This window comes from Rhizobium sp. Root1203 (genome assembly GCF_001424945.1).
Classification (GTDB): Bacteria; Pseudomonadota; Alphaproteobacteria; order Rhizobiales; family Rhizobiaceae; genus Rhizobium.
The window spans coordinates 1-18,452 of record NZ_LMCW01000030.1; the positions used below are offsets into that span (position 1 = coordinate 1).

Genomic DNA, 18,452 nt, shown 5'->3' on the forward strand with positions numbered 1-18,452 from the left:
CCAAACCCAAAATCAGCAAATCAAAGCCAATCAGGAAACCATGAACAAAAGACATCGTCGCCAGCAGCGCCGCCGCCCTCGTTCAGTGAGGGGGCTTATACGGCGATCCCCTTTTCCAAGTCAACAGCCGTTTTCGAAAAAACTGAGATTTCGATCATCTCGTTGAATTCAAAGCGAGATTTCCAGACGCTGGCTTTTGCCGCCTGAAATCCTCGTTTTCAATGTTCGTTTTTATATAAATAGGACAGTAAAATCGCGCCGCCAGCCCTTTCGCCCTCACATCTTCACAATCGAATGATCTCAAGAGCAGATGGTTTGGGTGCGCTTACGCCGCCCATTTGACTTACATCGCCAAACTATGCACTTTTCGGGCCGCCGGAACGGGCACCGAAGAACCCACCGAAAGGACGCGAACCCAACTGCCATGATGACGGAGAAGATGATGATCCGCTCGTTCGGCAACGAGCCGCCGCTTCTCGCCGATGGCAGGCGCGCGCCCGACCGCCGCGAGGTTTCGCTGCGCTGGCTTTCGGGCACGTTCCTCACCGGCATCACATCGAGCGTCCTGATGGGGGTCGCCCTGTTTGCCGCCCTCGACGGCCGCCAGCAGCTGGCCATTCCGGCTGAAGCCTACGCCAGCATCCATGCCGACGCGCACGCCGATACCGACGTCACCCGCGGCGGCCGGCTGATCGCGCCTGCAATCGCCGCAAAGCCCTCCGACCGCAAGATCATGGAAGTCTCGACCGTGGTTCACGAGGGCGACAAGGAGGTCGTTCGCCGCCAGCCTTTCGCGCGCGTGAAGATGACGCTTGCAGCCAACCATGTCGCCACCGAGGACTATCCGGGCTTCAATCCGCTGACCATCTTCTCCGCCGACGAGCCGGAGCCGTCGCCCGCCGCCCGCACCGGCCAGATCTACGGTTCCGACGTCGAATCCGAAGTCAGCCTGAAGACGGTTCCCTACCTCACCGGCAAGTCCGGGTTTCAGGTGGCCGCCGGCATGTCGCTCGACGAAATCGAGGAGAACGTCCGGTCCAACGGGTCGGTGCTCACCGACGGCGCTGCCCAGATCGCCGCTCTTTACTACGTCGATCCCCGCCGCTTTTCCAACGATGACAACGACGTCGACCTGACGGCCGGGCTCACCGCCCGCGTCCTCGAGCAGAACATGACGGTCTCCGCACCGGAATCGATCACGCCGCAGACCGAGGAGTTTGCCGACGATATCATACCGGTGCGCCAGGACACGCCGATCGTCAAGGCGATGATGGATTCGGGCTACCCCGAACCGCAGGCCAAGGGACTTGCGAGCTACCTGTCGCCGCTCACCGGATCGGACCTCCTCTCGAAGGGCGACGTCCTGCGCATCGGTATCCTGCAGCGGGGCGAACAGGCCAAGATCATCCGCGCCAGCCTCTATCGCGGCGTCAGGCACCTTTTCACCGTGTCCCTCGACGACCACGACCGCTACGTCACCGGACGAGAGCCGCCGAAGCTCGATGCGGTCACCACCGCTTTCGACGACAGCGCGATGACGGCCCCGTCCAACCAGAACCTGCCGCGCGTCTACGACGGCATCTATCGCGCCGCCCTCTCCTACGGCATGACCAAGGACATGACGGCGCTCATCATCAAGCTGCTCGCCAGCAGCGTCGACTTCCAGGCGGAACTCCGCCCGACCGACAGCCTCGAGGCCTTCTTCTCGGTGGCCGACTCCAGCGGCCAGGCGACGGAGGATTCCGATCTCCTCTACGTCAACGCCCGTTTCGGCGACACGCAGACGCGCTTCTACCGCTTCCAGGATCCCGAGGACGGCTCGATCGACTACTTCGACCAGGACGGCAAGAGCATCCGTCAGTTCCTGTTGCGCAACCCGGTGCCGAACGGCATCTTCAAATCGGGCTTCGGCATGCGGCGGCACCCGATTCTCGGTTTCGCCCGCATGCATACCGGCGTCGACTGGGCTGCCCCCCGCGGCACGGCGATCATCGCCGTCGGCAACGGCACGGTCGAGAAGGCCGGTTGGGATTCCGGCGGCTACGGCAACCAGACGATCGTCCGCCACGCCAACGGCTACGAATCCTCCTACAATCACCAGAGCGCGATCGCCAAGGGTGTCGTTCCCGGCTCCAAGGTGCGCCAGGGACAGGTGATCGGCTGGGTGGGCACGACAGGCGAATCGACCGGCCCGCACCTGCACTACGAAATGATCGTCAACGGCACCAAGGTCGACCCGCTCCGGGTTCGCCTGCCCGGTGGAAAGTCGTTGAAGGGCGAGGCGCTGGTGAAGTTCGAGGACGAGCGCAAGCGCATCGATACGCTGCTTGGCAACGAGCCGCCGCCGCAGGTGGCAAGCAAGTAGGCTGGCGTCGTCAGGAAACCGGCTGCAACGCTGTCGTCCGCGCCATGAAAATCTCGGTATGGGCGACATCCGGCGAGACCGCCCGGAAGCCGTCGCAACGGCGGAAGCCGAAGGCTTCGTAAACCGCGATCGCGCTGCTCATGTAGACCGTTGTATGAATGAGGATCCTCCGGCGCCCGCTTTTCCCTATTTCCGCGAGCACCGCATCCATCAGGGCGCGACCGATCCCCCTGCCGCGAAACCTCGTATCGACGTAGAACTTGTGCAGTTCCGCACTCGCCGGATCGAAGGAATTGAAGGCGAGGCATCCGGCAGGCGTACCGTGCCATCGGGCGATGAATAGCCCGGCACCCGCAAGGCTGTATTTGGCGGCCAGGGTTTCCGCAGTTTCCCGATGGTAGAGGCTGATGACCAACTGGGGATCGACGCCATAGGCGGCGACCTCCTCGGCGTCCCATGCACCCAGCGCGCGGCAGAGCGCGGCGGCGGTCTCGAACTCTTCGACGTCATTTGCGACGGACAACGAAATCATGGGCGCACCCTCTCGATCGCCGGATGACGCGCCATCCTACCGCGCAAGAGCTGGTCTTTCCAGCAGGCGGCGGCGACGGCTGGCCGACCCATTTCTGTGATCAAACAAAAATGGCGGCCGAAGCCGCCATCCCTATGCGCCTTGACGAAACGTCTACGCCGCTTCGCTGACGGCCGGATTGCGTGTCCTGAACAGCAGCCGATCGGTACCGCCGGTGATCTTGACAGTCGATCCGTCCGGCACCTGACCGGAAAGGATCTGCTCGGCCAGCGGGTCCTGGACAAACTTCTGGATCACCCGCTTCAGCGGCCGCGCGCCGTAGACCGGATCGTACCCCTTGTTGGCAAGCCAGTGCCGGGCTTCGTCGTCGAGTTCGATGACGATCTTGCGTTCGGCAAGCAGGACCACCAGGCGCTTCAGCTGGATATCGACGATCGCACCCATCTCGTCCCGCTTGAGACGATGGAACAGGATGATCTCGTCGACGCGGTTGAGGAACTCCGGCCGGAAGTGACCGCGCACGACCTCCATCACCTGATCGCGAACCACATCGCTTTCTTCCCCCTCGCCCAGCTGGGTGAGGTAGTCGGCGCCGAGGTTCGACGTCATGATGATCATCGTGTTGCGGAAATCGACCGTGCGGCCCTGACCGTCCGTCAGACGTCCGTCGTCCAGCACCTGAAGCAGGACATTGAACACATCGGGGTGTGCCTTTTCGATCTCGTCGAACAACACGACCTGGTAGGGCCGACGGCGGACGGCTTCCGTCAGCGAGCCGCCTTCCTCATAGCCGACATAGCCGGGAGGCGCGCCGATCAGCCGGGCGACGGAGTGCTTCTCCATGTACTCGGACATATCCATGCGCACCATCGCAGTCTCGTCGTCGAACAGGAAGCGGGCAAGCGCCTTGGTCAGCTCCGTCTTGCCGACGCCGGTCGGGCCGAGGAAGATGAACGAGCCGAGCGGCCGGTTCGGATCCTGAAGCCCGGCGCGCGCACGGCGAACCGCCCGCGACACGGCCTGAACCGCATCGCCCTGGCCGATCACCGACTTCGCCAGCTCGTCTTCCATCCGCAGAAGCTTCTCGCGGTCGCCTTCCAGCATCTTGTCGACAGGAATGCCGGTCCAGCGGGAAACGACATGCGCGATGTTGTCAGGCGTAACGACCTCCTGCACCATTGCGCTGCGATCGCCGTCCTGCTGTTCGGCATCCGTCAGCTTCTTTTCGAGCTCGGGAATGACGCCGTAGGTCAATTCGCCGGCGCGCTGGAATTCACCTTTGCGCTGGGCGATCGCCAGTTCGTTGCGCGCTTCGTCGAGCTGTTTCTTCAGGTCGGCGGCAAGGCCGAGCTTCTGCTTTTCCGCCTGCCAGCGGGCCGTCAGCGCATCGGCTTCCTCTTCGAGCCCCGTCAGTTCGGTTTCGAGCCGAACCAGCCTGTCGGCGGAGGCAACGTCGGTTTCCTTCTTCAAAGCTTCGCGCTCGATCTTCAGCTGCATGATGCGGCGATCGAGTTCGTCGAGCTCCTCGGGCTTGGAATCCACCTGCATGCGCAGCCGGGCAGCCGCCTCGTCCATCAGGTCGATGGCTTTGTCGGGAAGGAAGCGGTCGGCGATGTAGCGGTTCGACAGGGTCGCGGCCGCAACCAGGGACGAATCCGAGATGCGCACCTTGTGGTGCTGCTCGTATTTTTCCTTGAGGCCGCGAAGGATCGAGATCGTATCCTCGACCGTCGGCTCCTCCACCATGACCGGCTGGAAGCGGCGGGCAAGAGCCGGATCCTTCTCGACATGCTTGCGATACTCGTCGAGCGTGGTCGCGCCGACGCAGTGCAGCTCGCCGCGGGCAAGTGCAGGCTTGAGCAGGTTCGAGGCATCCATCGCCCCGTCCGCCTTGCCGGCACCGACGAGCGTGTGCATTTCATCGATGAAGAGGATGATCTCGCCGTTTTCCGACTGCACCTCGTTGAGCACGGCCTTCAGCCGCTCTTCGAACTCGCCGCGATATTTCGCGCCGGCAATCAGCGCGCCCATGTCGAGCGCCATCAGTTTCTTGTCCTTCAGGGACTCCGGCACGTCGCCGTTGACGATGCGCAGCGCCAGGCCCTCGACGATCGCCGTCTTGCCGACGCCGGGTTCGCCGATCAGCACGGGATTGTTCTTGGTGCGGCGCGAGAGCACCTGGATCGTGCGGCGGATCTCGTCGTCGCGGCCGATGACCGGGTCGAGTTTGCCGTCGCGTGCCTCGGCGGTGAGATCGCGCGCGTATTTCTTCAAGGAGTCGAAACCCTGTTCGGCATTCGAGCTGTCGGCCGTGCGGCCCTTGCGGATGTCGTTGATCACCTGATTGAGCGCGAGCGCGGTGATGCCGGCGTTCTTCAGCGTGTTTGATGTGGAGGCCGACGATTCGATCGCCAACGCCTGCAGCAATCGCTCAACGGTGACGAAGCTGTCGCCGGCCTTCTTCGCGGCCTCTTCAGCCGTCGACAGAACCTTGGCGAGCGGCGCCGCGAGATAGATCTGGCCGTTGCCGCCGGCAACCTTCGGCAGCTTTGCAAGGGCGGCATCGTTGGCGAGGCGGGCGGCCTTCGGGTCGCCGCCGGCGCGCTCGATCAGCGACGCGGCCATGCCCTGGTCGTCGTCGAGCAGAACCTTCAGAACGTGCTCCGGCGTGAATTGCTGATGACCCTGCGCAAGCGCATAGGTCTGGGCCGACTGGATGAAACCGCGCACCCGTTCGGAGTATTTTTCGATATTCATTGTATACCTCCATGAATCGCCCTGCCCTCATAAGGCACAGGCCGATGACTGAGATTGAGCTCCCTCAAAGGCAAGCCCTGTCTCTTCGCCGCCTATGTGATTCGCAGCGAAGAACTTGGGCTGGATATGGTGGAGGATTTGAAAACTTTAAAGAGGCGGCGAAGCGAAAAAACATGAGTCGGAGGCTGTCGCTCGAGCACACGTCGGCACCGTCCTGTCCGGGGCAAGTCCAGCTTGTTCACGACGACGCGCCCTTCGCGGCGCGTCGCTCAAGCTGTCGTGCGTGCAGACTGCAACACGGACGCGTATTCGCTGGGCGGGCAGCCGACCCTGTGGCTGAAGGCGGTGCTGAACGCGCTTGCCGAACGATAGCCGACTGCTCCGGCGATTTCTTCCAACGAACCGCGGCCGCTGAGCAACGCATCCTTGGCAAGCGCCATCCGCCAGCTCAGAAGATATTCGACAGGTGCAACACCCACCGCCTCGGAAAACCGCCGCGCAAAGACCGAACGCGACATGCCGACCCGGCGGGCCAGCTCGCCGACCGTCCAGCCGCGGGTCACATCGGCATGGATGTGCGTGAGCGCCTGCGCGAGCTGTGGATGCGCAAGCCCGCCGAGCAGGCCGACATTGGGTGACCATGCAGCCGCCTCTCGCCGCAGGGTCTCGATCAGCATCACCTCGATCAGGCGACAAAGGACGGCGTCCCGTCCTGGCCTGGTATCGTCTGCTTCCTCCCCGATGATGGACACGAGGGCTCGCAGCCGCGCGCCACTCTGTTCCGAAGCTGGCACGTAGACGATGCGCGGCAACAATCCGATCAGCAGATCGGCATTGGCGGCGTCGCATTGAATGAGACCACCGAGGATCCGGGTAGTGGTTCCCGTTTCCGGATCGCCAACCCGCACTTCGCCCTCGACCGAATGGAGAGCCTTGAAGGCCTCGTCTGACAGTACTGTCTCCGCCCCCGGCCTGCTCGAGAAAGTATCGGTCGTCGGCCTGGCGGAAAGGATGTAGTCGCCCTCCTTCAGTTCGCGGACGCCCGCGCCTTCCGCCTGGAACCAGCAGCGGCCCTCGGTGACGAAGTAGAATGTGGGACCCGGCTGTTCGGGTACCTGCACGCCCCAGCCCCCGGAGCCGGACATTCTGCCGAGCAGCACCGTCTTGGGCCGCAGCAGCCGTATGACATCGGTCAATGCATCCATTGGGACGATCCGTAACAAAATTAGGATTTCACATTATAGAATACCCAACAAGTAGAGGCTAGTCCTTGGCCATCAACTTATGGAGCCAGGAAAAATGACCAATACTGTTCTCATCACCGGCTGCTCGTCGGGCCTCGGCAAGATGACAGCCAGACACTTCGCCGCCGAAGGTTGGAATGTCATCGCCACCATGCGAAAGCCGGAGCCGGATCTGGCCAACGAATATCCTGAGCGAGTCCTGGTCCACGCACTCGACGTGTCAGACCCCGCGAGCATCGACGCGGCAATTCGGGCAGGCATCGAGCGCTTTGGTGGCCTCGATGCCGTCGTCAACAATGCGGGGATTACCATGGTGTCGGTCTTCGAAGCGACGCCGGCGGAAGCCATCCGTCGGATCTTCGAGACCAATGTCGTCGGCCTGATGAATGTCACCCAGGCCGCCTTGCCTCATCTTCGCCAACGCGGCAGCGGCACGATCGTCAATGTCAGCTCGGGGGTAGGTATTGTTGGGATACCGCTTCTGTCGATTTACGTCGCCTCCAAGCAGGCGGTCGAAGGCCTCTCCGAGTCGCTGTCCTACGAACTGGAGTCTCAGAACATCCGGATAAAGCTGGTCGAACCGGGTGCGATGCGGAACACCAATTTCGCAGCCACCGGCATGGCGGCGTCGCAGGCGGCGGCGGTTCCCGATGACTACAAAGCCTATTTTGACCATGCCTTGCGATCGATGATCGACTATCCGTTTCCATCGACCGAAGAGCAATCGGTGGTGCACGCGATCCATGCCGCCGCAACCGATCCATCTCATCGCCTGCGTTATATCGTCGGGCCGGACGTCGAAGAATATGCTCGGCTGCGCTGGTCAACCTCGGAAGACCAGTATCTGGAGGGAATGAGCCGCTTGGTGGGCCAGCTGGCATGGCGCGAAACGGCGAAGTGACTGTCCTGACCGTCGCAACGCTTGGGATGCACTCCTTCGTGCAAGGTCGCTGAACGCCGCGTTTTCAGTCCCATGATGACGAAGGATCGGAGGGCGTTGCCATGGCATCGGACAATGCAGCGGCGCCAAAAAGCCGGCCCGCAGGAGCGACATGCGCTCCTGCGGGCCGGCTTGATATCTTGAAAGCGGGTGCGCGCTTATGCGGCGACCAAATCGTCCGTTTCGTTTTCCTTGAACATCTTCGCAAGGTTCAGGAAACAGATCATTCCGTTCTCGGAAGCGATGATGCCCTCGCAGAAAGCGCGGTCGAACGATGCCGTCACTTCCGGCACCGGCTGGACCTGGCTGGAGGAGATGGTGAGGATATCGGAAACGCGGTCGACCAGCATGCCGATGACCATGTTGTGGACTTCGGCGACGACAATCGCGCTGCGCTCGTTGGCCACGGTGCTCTTCATGCCGAGCTTGAAGGCGAGGTCGATGATCGGGATGACCGAGCCGCGCAGGTTCATGACGCCGATGACGTCGGCCGGCGAATGCGGGATCGGCGTCGAAGGCGCCCATCCTCGGATTTCGCGGATCGTCGTCGTCTTAACGCAGAATTCCTGGTCATGCAGTCTGAAGGCAATGATTTCCAGCATATCGCCGCTGAAGTTCGTGGAATTGATCGTGGCCATTAAGAATTGTCCCAACTGTCGAAAGCCAGGGCAGAAGCAACCGCACCACCATTGGCGCGGATGGACTTTGCCTTCAAACCGCCTGTCCACTCTGGTTGCGAGAGAACCGGTACGATTGCGGTCGACATTAGTGAAAGAGTGTTGCTCAATTCTAAATCGGCACAAACGATTTTTCGCCCGGCTCACGCTTCGCCCGTGGATATTGTGTTCAGGACACAGCGCCTTGGGTCATCAGCCGTGGATCGTCGAGGAGAATTGCATCAGGGGCGATGGCGGCGATTTTTGCAAGCCCGTCGGAATCCACCACGCCTACTGGAAACGGCGGGTAGTCGGGAAGCGGCGCCACCCGCGGCTGACCGACCATAACGGCAAGCCGCATCCCGGCTTTCCGGACCGCATCAACCCTTTTGGCCGACACCGAGCCTTGCCAAAGCCTGAACCAATCGGCGCCAACGGCCCGAGCTGCCGTAGCCGCATCCGGATCATCAAGGAACGCAAGAATGGCGATATCCGCCGTCCTTGCGCGAGCAGCCGAGATCAGAATCAGGCTGCGCAGACCAATTATTGCGCGCCGACCTGCGTCTGCCTGCTGGATCTGATCAATGATTCGCGCAACACCGCACTCGTCATTCAACTTTACGTCCAGCAGAATACCGAGCGGGTTCGAGGCAACCAGCGCCTCGCGCAATGTCATCATGCCGGGTAACAGTCGGCGAAGAGTTGGCAGCTCGAGATCCGCTATGGCTCGCGGATCATTGCAGAGCCGCATCAGATCGGCATCGTGCACGCAAACCAGAATGCCGTCCCGCGTCAAGCGGACATCTGTCTCGATCGCGTCAGCCCCGGCTGCAGTTGCTGCCTCCAGCGCCGCGATGGTATTCTCTGCGGCAAGCGCGGCGCCTCCGCGATGGGCGATCACGAGCGGTCCGCGGCACGACGAACCTTTCCATAAGTCGACCATCGCGTTTTCCGTAGCTGGCGAAACCGGGTTCTCCAGAAGAGTTACTACGGGCGATACGAGTCGGGCAACATCTTCTCCAAGCCGTTGCCTGCGCCAGCGCCTAACGCGACAATCAGGCGATCGTCTTCTCGATCTGCTCCACCGCCCATTCGACCTGCTCCTTGGTAATGACCAGCGGCGGTGCAAGGCGGATGGTGTTTTCGTGCGTATCCTTTGCCAGCAGGCCTCGCTCCTTGAGCGAATAGCAATACTGCCGCGCGCCACCCGCTTCCGGTACCAGTTCCACAGCCATCATCAAGCCGCGGCCGCGGACGTCCTTGACGATGTTGGACCGGATCGACCGCAGGCCCTCGAGGAAATAATCGCCCATCTTGGCGGCGTTCTCGATCATGCCTTCCTCGGTCAGAACCCTCAGAGCCGCGCGCGCCACCGCGCAGGCGAGCGGATTGCCGCCAAAGGTCGAACCATGCTGGCCGGGCTTGAGGACGCCGAGCACTTCGCTATTCGAAAGCACGGCCGAGACCGGATAGAAACCGCCGGAGAGCGCCTTGCCGATCAGCGTCACATCCGCTTCGATGCCTTCGTGCTCCTCTGCAAGCAGCTTCCCCGTGCGGCCAAGACCGGTCTGGATCTCGTCGAGAATGAGGGTGACGTTGTGCTCGGTGCAGAGCTCGCGCATCCGCTTGAAATAGCCGGGCTGGGGGATGATCACACCGGCTTCGCCCTGGATGGGCTCTATCAGCACGGCGACGGTATTCTCGTTGATTGCAGCAGCGAACGCGTCCGCATCTCCGAAGGGAACGGTTCGGAAGCCCGGGGTATAGGGGCCGAAGCCGGTGCGCGCGTCCGGGTCGGTCGAGAAGCTGATGATGCTGAGCGTCCGGCCGTGGAAATTGTCCGAACAGACGATGATCTCGGCTTTGCCTTCCGGCACCCCCTTGACCTCGTAGCCCCATTTGCGCACCGCCTTGATGGCGGTCTCCACCGCTTCCGCGCCGGAGTTCATCGGCAGGATTTTGTGCGACCCCGTGAGTGCTGCCAGCTCCTCGTAAAGGTGGGCGAGCTGATCGTTGCGGAAGGCGCGCGAGGTCAGCGTCAGCTTGCCGGCCTGCTCGACCATCGCCGCCAGGATCTTCGGATGGCAGTGGCCCTGGTTGACCGCCGAATAGGCCGAAAGACAGTCGAGGTAGCGCTTGCCGTCCGTGTCCCAGACGTAAACCCCCTCGCCGCGCGTCAGCACGACGTCGAGCGGCTTGTAGTTGTGGGCCCCGAGACGCTGTTCGGTATCGATCAGGTTGGCTGTCGTGCTCATGTCGGTCGCTTCCTTATGCTGCGCGCGTCGGGCGGTCGAAGATGCGGCGGCCGAAGAGGCTTGCCGTGAGTTCCACGAGAACGCGGGCGCTCTTGCCGCGATCGTCGAGGAACGGATTGAGTTCGACAAGATCGAGCGAAGACACGAGGCCGCTGTCGCACAGCATCTCCATGATGAGGTGCGCTTCGCGGAAGGTTGCTCCGCCCGGAACGGTCGTGCCGACGCCCGGTGCGAGGTCCGGATCGAGAAAATCCACGTCGAGGCTGACATGCAAAAGACCGTTTGCAGCAGCCACCGTACCGAGAATGCCGTTCATGATCGAAGCGACACCCTGCTCGTCGATCGAGCGCATGTCGAATACGTTGACGCCGTGCTGCTTGATCAATTCCCGCTCCGGTGCGTCCACGGAGCGGATGCCGACCTGGAAGACATTGCGCGGATCGACGATGGGGCGATCACGCGGCAGGATGTCGGCAAGTTCCGCCTGCCCGCAGAAGAAGGCGACCGGCATGCCATGAATGTTGCCCGAGGGAGACGTCGCCGGCGTGTTGAAGTCCGAATGCGCGTCGAGCCACAATACGAAGAGGGGCCTGCCCTGCTTGGCCGCGTGGCGCGCCATGCCCGAAACGGTTCCCATGGAAAGGCTGTGATCGCCCCCGAGAATGAGCGGAAAGCGACCTGCGGCGGCGGCCTCGTAGGTGCTTGCTTCCAGAGCGCGGGTAAAGGCCCCGACGGTTCGCAAATGATGCGCCTTCGGATGGTTCGGCAGATCGCGTGCGGGCACCACCTGGACGTCGCCCGCATCGGCAACGTCGTAGCCGAGATCGATCAGCGTCTGGTCGACGCCGGCGATCCGCAGTGCGGCGGGACCCATGGCAGCACCCCTGCGGCCAGAGCCCTCTTCCAGCGGCGCGCCGATTAGCGTTACCGACCTCGTTGGTGTCTGCATGGATGTCTCTCCTGATCGCTGCTTCGCGATGAATATCGATTATCGCCGTGACGACAAATAGATGAAAAAGTGTCAGTATCGAACTATGATTTGACACTTTGCCAAGTCGACTTTTACAAAGTGAACACCATGGACGATCTAGACCAACAGCTTCTGAGCGCCTTGCGCCACAATGCCCGGACGCCGGTCTCCTCGCTCGCCGCCATGACCGGGGCTTCGCGGGCAACGGTCGCTGCCCGGATCGAGCGCCTTGTCGCCAACGGCACCATTGCAGCATTCACGGTCCGCACCGGCCATGAAACCCGCGCCGCAGGCGTGCGGGCCATCGTCTTGATCGAAGTTCTCGGCAAACTTGCCGACAAGGTTGCCGATCAGCTCCGCGGCCTGCCGCAGGTTCGCGCCCTCCACAGCACCAATGGCAAATGGGACTTCATCGCGGAACTGGAAGACCGCGACCTCGTCTCATTCGACGAAACCTTGCGGCGGATCCGCCTCATCAACGGCATCAACACCACCGAGACCAACATCCTTCTGAAAACCAGAAAATCCAGCTTCTGACACAGACGGCAGCCGTATTTCAGCGAAGCCCGTCAATACTCGTGTTCGTAGACGATCCCGGCTTCGCCGGCGCCATTGGCCCCGGCGGCGCCCCTCAGCTTGACGCCCCGGCCGACGTCGAGGTTGATGATCGCTTTGGCGCCATCCTTGGCGTTCTGCTGCAATTCGAGATAGGTCCGCTCATTGAGATAGCGCCCCACGCCAACATTCGTCCGGCCGTTCGCGTCGGTGCTGATGTCGAAGTCGTCGACGCCGAGCTGATTGCGCAGCCCCTGGAACAGAGAGGTCGAGCGGCCGCCCGCCAACTGACTGACGGCATCGGCCAGTTGCGCGATCTGGATCGCCGAGAGCCTCGACATCGATTGACCGAAGATCAGCTGTGCGAGCACCTCGTCCTGCGGCAGCGCCGGGGAGGACGAGAAGGTGATCGAGGGATCCGTCGCAAGTCCGGTAACGCCGACGGTGAGCGTCGTGGTCCCGGACGTCGCGTTCGCTTCCATCTGCAGCGCCGGCGTCAGGTCGCCGGCAAAAGTGATGCGGCTCTTGTCGGAAAAGTCGAGACGGCGATTGAGAATGGTGAGGCGCCCGCGCCGCATGGTGAATCCGCCGGAGACGGCCGGTGCAGCGGCTGTGCCCCTGATCGTCACGCTGCCGCCCAGCTCCGCATCGATGCCGCGGCCGCGCACGAAGATCTGAGAGGGAGCATCGAGCTGCAGATCGAGATTGATCGTGTTCGACTTCCCGCTGGCGCCCCTCGCCGCGGTGTCGCGCAACTGGGCGAGAACCGCCTTCGGAGCGTTCCGGTGCTTGATGTCGATTTCCCTGAGCGATGTCGGCAGCTTTTCCGGAACGGTGATCGAAGCCTTCTCGAGTCGAAGCTTGCCGCTGAGCGTCGGGCTGGCGAGCAGCGGACCTCGCAGTGCGATCGTACCGTCCACGGTCGCCACGACGAGCGTGCCGTCGACATAGACGGCACGGTCGAGCTTCACGTCGATATTGGCTGGAAAGTTCGCCGCCGGTTGAATGCCGACGCTGCCTGTGACCGAAACGCTTCCGCCGCTGGCGAGCTGACCTGTCAGCCGCGAGATGACGGCCTGTTGCCCATTGAGCCGGATCTCGGCTGTCAGATTGTTGATCGCAAGGTTGCGCCGAACATCGACGATCCCGGCTCCGCTGGTCGTCACCGTCCCGTTGACGACGGGCGCTGCCGCCGTGCCGCCCACCTGAACATTGAAATTGGCGTTCCCGCTGGCAACAAACCCCTGCGTCGCAAGCTGCGTACCGAGTACTGCAAAGGGCAAATTGCCCGAAAAGCGCATATCGAGCGCACGCACGCCGGATATGACGACGCTGCCGCCGCCTTTCAGCGACAGCCCGCCATCGCCGGTTACGTCCGTATCGACGGTGAGTTTGCCGCCGGCAAGCCTTCCGTTGGCGCCGATGGCAAGCGGCGAAAGACCCGCGCCTCGTGTCTGGCTGGTCGCCGCATTCCGCCAGTCGAGTTTGAAATCCACGTTGGGCATCGGCAGCCTGCCTGATGCCGCCACCGTTCCGGTAATATTGCCCGATGCGGCCAAGCCGGGCACGAAGGCATTTGCCAGCCCGGCAGGCAGGTTCGAAATGTCGGCATTGACCGAAAGCGATTGTGCGTTGGGACCGGCAACCGTGTAATTTCCGCCGGCCTTCAGCGAGACGCCGGTGCCGCTCAAGTTGGTATTGAAGTCGAGCCTGTTGTCCGCAAGCTTGCCGCTGGCATTGGCCGAGAGCAGCCCGATACCGGATGCCCTCGTCTGGGTGGTTGCGGCATTCCTCCAGTCCAGCTTGAAATCGATGATCGGATTGGCTGGCGTGCCCGAGGTTTTGGCAGTGCCTGAAATCGTTCCTTCAGCGCCGAGGCCTGCAACGAAGCCGTTTGCAAGGCTTGCCGGCAGATCAGTGATATCGGCGTCGATCGAAAGGCCCTGGACGCCGGCGCCGTTCAGAGCAGCCGTTCCCTTCGCCTTCAGCATCGCCGTGCTGTTGCTCGCGAGGTTTGCATCGAAGTCTATTCTCTTGTCGGCAAACTTTCCCGTCGCATTCAGGCTGAGTGCCGAAAGCCCTGCGCTCCGTGTCTGACGGGTCGCCACATTCGCCCATATGAGCTTGAAATCCACAGCCGGCAGCGGCAGCGTACCTGTTGCGGTTGCCGTTCCGGAGATCATGCCGCCGGCATCGAGATCAGGGACGAAGCTGCCGATCAACGCTGCGGGAAGATTGTTGAGGGTGGCACTGGCCTGCAGGTTGGTAGGCTTGAAACCCTCCATTCCGACCTTGCCAGAGGCCTGCAGTGCAGCGCCTGCATCGCCGTCGAGCTTTGTCTGGAAGTCGAGCACTTTGTCCGCAAGCGTCCCCTGGACCGACAACGCCATGGCGGGAAGCTTTGCGGCCTTTGTCTGTGTGGTGGCGACGTCCTTCCAGGCAAGGTCGAACTTGGCCCCCGGCTGCTGCAGGGTGCCCGACGCCGACGCTGTGCCTGAGATCGTGCCGCTCGCACCCAGTCCCGGAACGAAACCGTTGGCAAGGCTCGCCGGAAGCTGGGCGATGGTGGCGTCGACGGCAAGATCCCGCACGACCGCGCCATCAAGCGAAACCTTGCCTGTAGCCTTCAGTCCCATTCCGCCGTTTGCCGACACCGTCGTGTCGAAATCCAGCTTGCCATCGGCAAATCTGCCGCCTGCCGTGAGCTTGACGCCCGACAGACCGGCGGCCTTCGTCTGGCTCGTCGCCGCATTCTTCCAGTCGAGTTTGAAATCGGCTGCCGGCATCGGCAGCTTCCCGGAAGCTGCAAACGTCCCGGAGATCATACCTTCGGCCGCAAGATCCGGAACGAAGCCGTTGGCAAGTGACGCGGGAACATTGGCAAGCGTTCCGTCGAGCTTAAGGGTCCGCGCATCCGCACCGGCCGTCACGACATTGCCGCCGGCCTTGATCGAAAGGCCGCCGCTGCCGGTGGCATTGGCATTGAAATCGAGAACATTGCCTTCGAGTTTGCCGCTCGCGGTAAGGCCAAGCGACGAGAGCTTGGCCAATCGCGTCTGCCGGGTGGCAGCGTTCTTCCAGTTCAGCTTGAAATCCATTGCCGGCGCCGGGAGCTTGCCGGACGCGGTGACTTCCCCGGTGATCGACCCCTCGGCCGCCAGCTCAGGAACGAATGCATTCGCGAGCCCGGCCGGGATGTTGACGATATCGGCATCGACATCCAGCGACTGCGCGTTCGGCCCGGCCGTTACGAAATTGCCGGCCGCTTTCAGCGACACGCCGCCCTTGCCGCTGAGGTCCGTCTGGAAGTCCAGTCTGTTGTCCGCAAATTTGCCGTCCGCGCCAATGGCAAGCGGCGACAGTCCGGCGCCTCTGGTGTGACTTGTCGCGGCATCGTTCCAATCCAGCTTGAAATTGGCAATCGGCGCGGCTGGCGTGCCGGTCACGGAAACCTTGCCTGAAATCGTCCCTTGGGCGTCCAGCTTGGGCACGAAGCTGTTTGCAAGGCTGGCCGGCAGTTCCTTGATGTCAGCAGCGATATCAAGCGTTTCACCGGCCGAACCCGTGACACTCACCGTGCCGGCCCCGGCTTTCAGCGCCAATCCGTTCAGCGTGACGGTGCCGCCGGCAATCGACAGCTCCGACGGCGCAGAAAGGTCGACCGGGATATCGTGCGGCTTCGCCGAAAAGCGCTCCAGCTGGACCAGAGTGGTGCCGGCATTGGTTTCGACGCCGCCGGCGGCCACCAGCGGATGGCCGTCGTGGATCGCATCGAGGTTGAAATTCGTCCGGTTCTGGTGCTGCGTGAAATTCAGCGCCAGCCGCTCGATCTTGTTGGAACCGGCTGCCAGTTGCTCAGCCTTGATCGCGCCGGTCGCCGCAAAGGCCCTGAGATCGCTGACGGTGACGTCGATGTCCGGTTTGACGATCGTCAGCGTATCGCGTTTCAGGCCGCTGCCGGCGGCGGCTATCTTGAGCGCGATCCTGCCCGCATCGTCGGCTATGCCAAGCGAACCCTTGAGATCGCCTTCCGCCTTCTGGCCGCCCAACGCCGCCAGCAGGCCGACATCGGGAAAGTCGAAAGTCAGCGCGCCGGTCGGCGCAAAGCTATTGGAGAGCTCGACATGACCGGTCAGCCTGTTGTTGCCGACATTGGCGACGATCGAGGGAAGCAGCGTCCGTCCATCCGCGGACTGAACATTCGTACTGATATTGATTGCCTGGCCATCGATCTTGCCGGTGGCGGTGACTTCGGCCTGAGGCGCCTTGCCGGCCGTTCCGGAAAGAGTGGCATCGAGGTCGCTGAGCCTGCGTCCTGCCATGTCCAGCGCGGGTGCCTTGACGTTGGCTGATACCGCTAGCGCGGTGAGATCGCCCTGCGCCTTAATGGAGTAGTTCAGTTCACCGGTCGCAGTTTCGAGCAATTTGCGGACGTCGGGCAGTCGGCCCGACAATGCCGCGTCCAGCGTGCCGTCGTCGAGAACGACGTTCCCAGCCGCTTCGAGCGTGCCTGATTTGATGGTGAGGTTCGACAGATTGATCTTCGAAGGAATGGTACCGCCGACCTGCGTCTCGATCGCAATCGGCGTGTCGAAGCGCCCGGCGACAGCAGGCGGCAATGCCGCGGGCTCGATGGAGAGCTTGGCATTGCCGGTGAGGCCGCTGTCGGACAGCTTGTAGGAACCGTTCAGGCTGGCGTTCGCGGATGCACTTTCGATGGTCGTGCCGTTGAAACCGATCGCGTCGGGCGAGATCTGCAGCGGCGCCGCGATCGCCACCGGTCCCTGGACCGCGCGATTGACGTCCGGATTGGCGAAAGTCATCTCCCCGGCGACGAGCCGGATCTGCACTGCACCCGAGCGGCCAGCCAGATTGAAGCTGTCGCTCTTGGCCGTCAGCTTGACGTTGCTGATCGTCGCCTGCGGCAGAACCGCGGAATCGAGCGAGGCGCTCGCATTCAGCCGCGATGCCTTGGCGTCGCCCGTCAAGGCGAGGTTGACGCCCGATATCATGAAGCGAGCGTCGCCGTCGGCCAGGGGCCAGCGGAAATCGACGGGTCCCGACGTCCCGAGAAGGTTGGCGTTCAGGCTGTTCTTGCCCTTGGGATCCAGCGTGCCCGATGCGGCGATGACGACCGCGCCGGTGGCAATGTTGCCTGTCTGGATATCGATCTTGCCCCTGTTGTCGAAGGTTGCGGCAACGTCGATGTTTGTCTGTCCGGCAAAGAGAGGACGGAAAGCCGCAGGCAGCAGCGAACTCAGGTCGCCACCGCCCTTGAGGTCGACATGGTGCAGGCTGTCGGGCGTCAGCGTGTGGCGGGCCTCGATCGAGGCGCGTTGCTGGCCGTCGAGCGATGCCTGCAGCTTGCCCTTCCAATCGGTGACGGGCCCGTCGCCATCGAGATTGATTTCGAGCGCCGGGCTGCCCGGCAACGCAAGCAGGCCGGCGAGAAGACCACCCTTGGGTTCGCTGAGTTTTGCCTTGACCCGCAACTGGCGCTGATCAGGCATGAAGGCGACGTCAGCCGTCAGCTTGGCGTCCGGGGCGTCGTGTCGGCGTACCGTGATGTCAGCCTCGCCGCCGGTGTTGTCCGCGCGCATGCTGCCATCGGCCGAGAGCGTAAACGCGCGGCCAATCAGCGACTGGGAAAGGCCGATCTCGGGCAGCGTGATGGTATCTATATCGACCTTCACCGGCAGGGAGAATCCGCTCCCTTGGGTTTCATCGGCCCGCGACGGCAGGGTGCGCACCGGCTTGCGCAGCACGCGAATGGACGACGCCTCGACGCGGGTGGCGTGGAACCTGCCGGTCAGCAGCGCCAGCGGGTTCCAGTTGATCGAAAGCCCGTTGATGTCCGCGAAGGTGCCCCTCGTATCCGAAAGCACGATACGGCTGGCGCGCAGGCCTCCGGTCAGAAGGCCCTGAGGCTCCAGAACCCGGATCGTCATATCCCTGTTCGAAACGATCGAAGCTACCTTGTCGACGACGATGCGCGCGCCGAAGGATGTAAAGCCGAAGATACCGATCGCCAGGGCAACGAGGATCACCGCGACGCCGGCAGAGTAGCCCAGCACCCGCGCAATCCACTTTGCGATTTTGGTCAGTATGAGCATGAGGGCGGATACCATCCCGTTTGTTTTCCACAGCTCTCAGCATGGTATCGCTGCGAGCGTAGACC

At 62.6% G+C, this 18,452-nt stretch carries 12 protein-coding genes; 4 read left to right on the plus strand and 8 right to left on the minus strand.

What is annotated here, in order from left to right:
• Together ASC97_RS34940 and ASC97_RS23665 are read left to right on the plus strand one after the other, a co-directional pair.
• A partial coding sequence (locus ASC97_RS34940) for a hypothetical protein (protein WP_210171777.1) occupies nucleotides 1–207 on the plus strand: 207 nt, incomplete at its 5' end.
• Nucleotides 208–424: 217 nt separating this feature from the next.
• A complete protein-coding gene (locus ASC97_RS23665) occupies nucleotides 425–2,365 on the plus strand; it encodes a M23 family metallopeptidase (RefSeq protein ID WP_057470795.1) in 1,941 nt (646 codons plus the stop codon).
• A gap of 10 nt (nucleotides 2,366–2,375) precedes the next feature.
• Here the strand turns inward: ASC97_RS23665 and ASC97_RS23670 are convergent, their stop codons facing one another.
• The 3 genes from ASC97_RS23670 to ASC97_RS23680 form a co-directional block, all read right to left on the minus strand.
• Nucleotides 2,376–2,897: a GNAT family N-acetyltransferase gene (locus ASC97_RS23670; protein WP_057470796.1), complete on the minus strand. Its 522-nt coding sequence runs from the start codon at nucleotides 2,895–2,897 to the stop codon at nucleotides 2,376–2,378.
• 153 nt (nucleotides 2,898–3,050) lie between these two features.
• Complete coding sequence (gene clpB / locus ASC97_RS23675) at nucleotides 3,051–5,654, minus strand: ATP-dependent chaperone ClpB (RefSeq protein WP_057470797.1); 2,604 nt, start codon at nucleotides 5,652–5,654, stop codon at nucleotides 3,051–3,053.
• A gap of 269 nt (nucleotides 5,655–5,923) precedes the next feature.
• The gene (locus tag ASC97_RS23680) at nucleotides 5,924–6,859 is read right to left on the minus strand and encodes an AraC family transcriptional regulator (RefSeq protein ID WP_057470798.1); all 936 of its coding nucleotides are present in this window, start codon (nucleotides 6,857–6,859) and stop codon (nucleotides 5,924–5,926) included.
• A 94-nt stretch (nucleotides 6,860–6,953) separates the two neighbouring features.
• Between ASC97_RS23680 and ASC97_RS23685 the strand changes: the two genes are divergently transcribed.
• The gene (locus ASC97_RS23685; RefSeq protein WP_057470799.1) at nucleotides 6,954–7,799 is read left to right on the plus strand and encodes an SDR family oxidoreductase; all 846 of its coding nucleotides are present in this window, start codon (nucleotides 6,954–6,956) and stop codon (nucleotides 7,797–7,799) included.
• Between the two features lie 197 nt (nucleotides 7,800–7,996).
• Here ASC97_RS23685 and ASC97_RS23690 read toward each other — a convergent pair whose 3' ends face one another.
• From ASC97_RS23690 to rocF, 4 genes are all read right to left on the minus strand, one after another.
• Nucleotides 7,997–8,476 carry a chemotaxis protein CheW gene (locus tag ASC97_RS23690; RefSeq protein ID WP_057470800.1) on the minus strand — a complete coding sequence of 160 codons (480 nt, stop codon included), beginning with the start codon at nucleotides 8,474–8,476 and terminating at the stop codon, nucleotides 7,997–7,999.
• Nucleotides 8,477–8,684: 208 nt separating this feature from the next.
• Nucleotides 8,685–9,437, minus strand: a complete 753-nt coding sequence (locus ASC97_RS23695) for a glycerophosphodiester phosphodiesterase (protein WP_057470801.1) — start codon at nucleotides 9,435–9,437, stop codon at nucleotides 8,685–8,687.
• Between the two features lie 112 nt (nucleotides 9,438–9,549).
• Complete coding sequence (rocD, locus tag ASC97_RS23700; protein ID WP_057470802.1) at nucleotides 9,550–10,749, minus strand: ornithine--oxo-acid transaminase; 1,200 nt, start codon at nucleotides 10,747–10,749, stop codon at nucleotides 9,550–9,552.
• 13 nt (nucleotides 10,750–10,762) lie between these two features.
• The gene (gene rocF / locus ASC97_RS23705; RefSeq protein WP_057470803.1) at nucleotides 10,763–11,698 is read right to left on the minus strand and encodes an arginase; all 936 of its coding nucleotides are present in this window, start codon (nucleotides 11,696–11,698) and stop codon (nucleotides 10,763–10,765) included.
• A gap of 129 nt (nucleotides 11,699–11,827) precedes the next feature.
• Here rocF and ASC97_RS23710 point away from each other — a divergent pair, with 129 nt between their 5' ends.
• A complete protein-coding gene (locus tag ASC97_RS23710; RefSeq protein ID WP_057470804.1) occupies nucleotides 11,828–12,256 on the plus strand; it encodes an Lrp/AsnC family transcriptional regulator in 429 nt (142 codons plus the stop codon).
• A 32-nt stretch (nucleotides 12,257–12,288) separates the two neighbouring features.
• Here the strand turns inward: ASC97_RS23710 and ASC97_RS23715 are convergent, their stop codons facing one another.
• Entirely contained in the window at nucleotides 12,289–18,387 is a 6,099-nt protein-coding gene (locus ASC97_RS23715) for a translocation/assembly module TamB domain-containing protein (protein ID WP_057470815.1), read from the minus strand.
• Nucleotides 18,388–18,452: the final 65 nt, after the last annotated feature.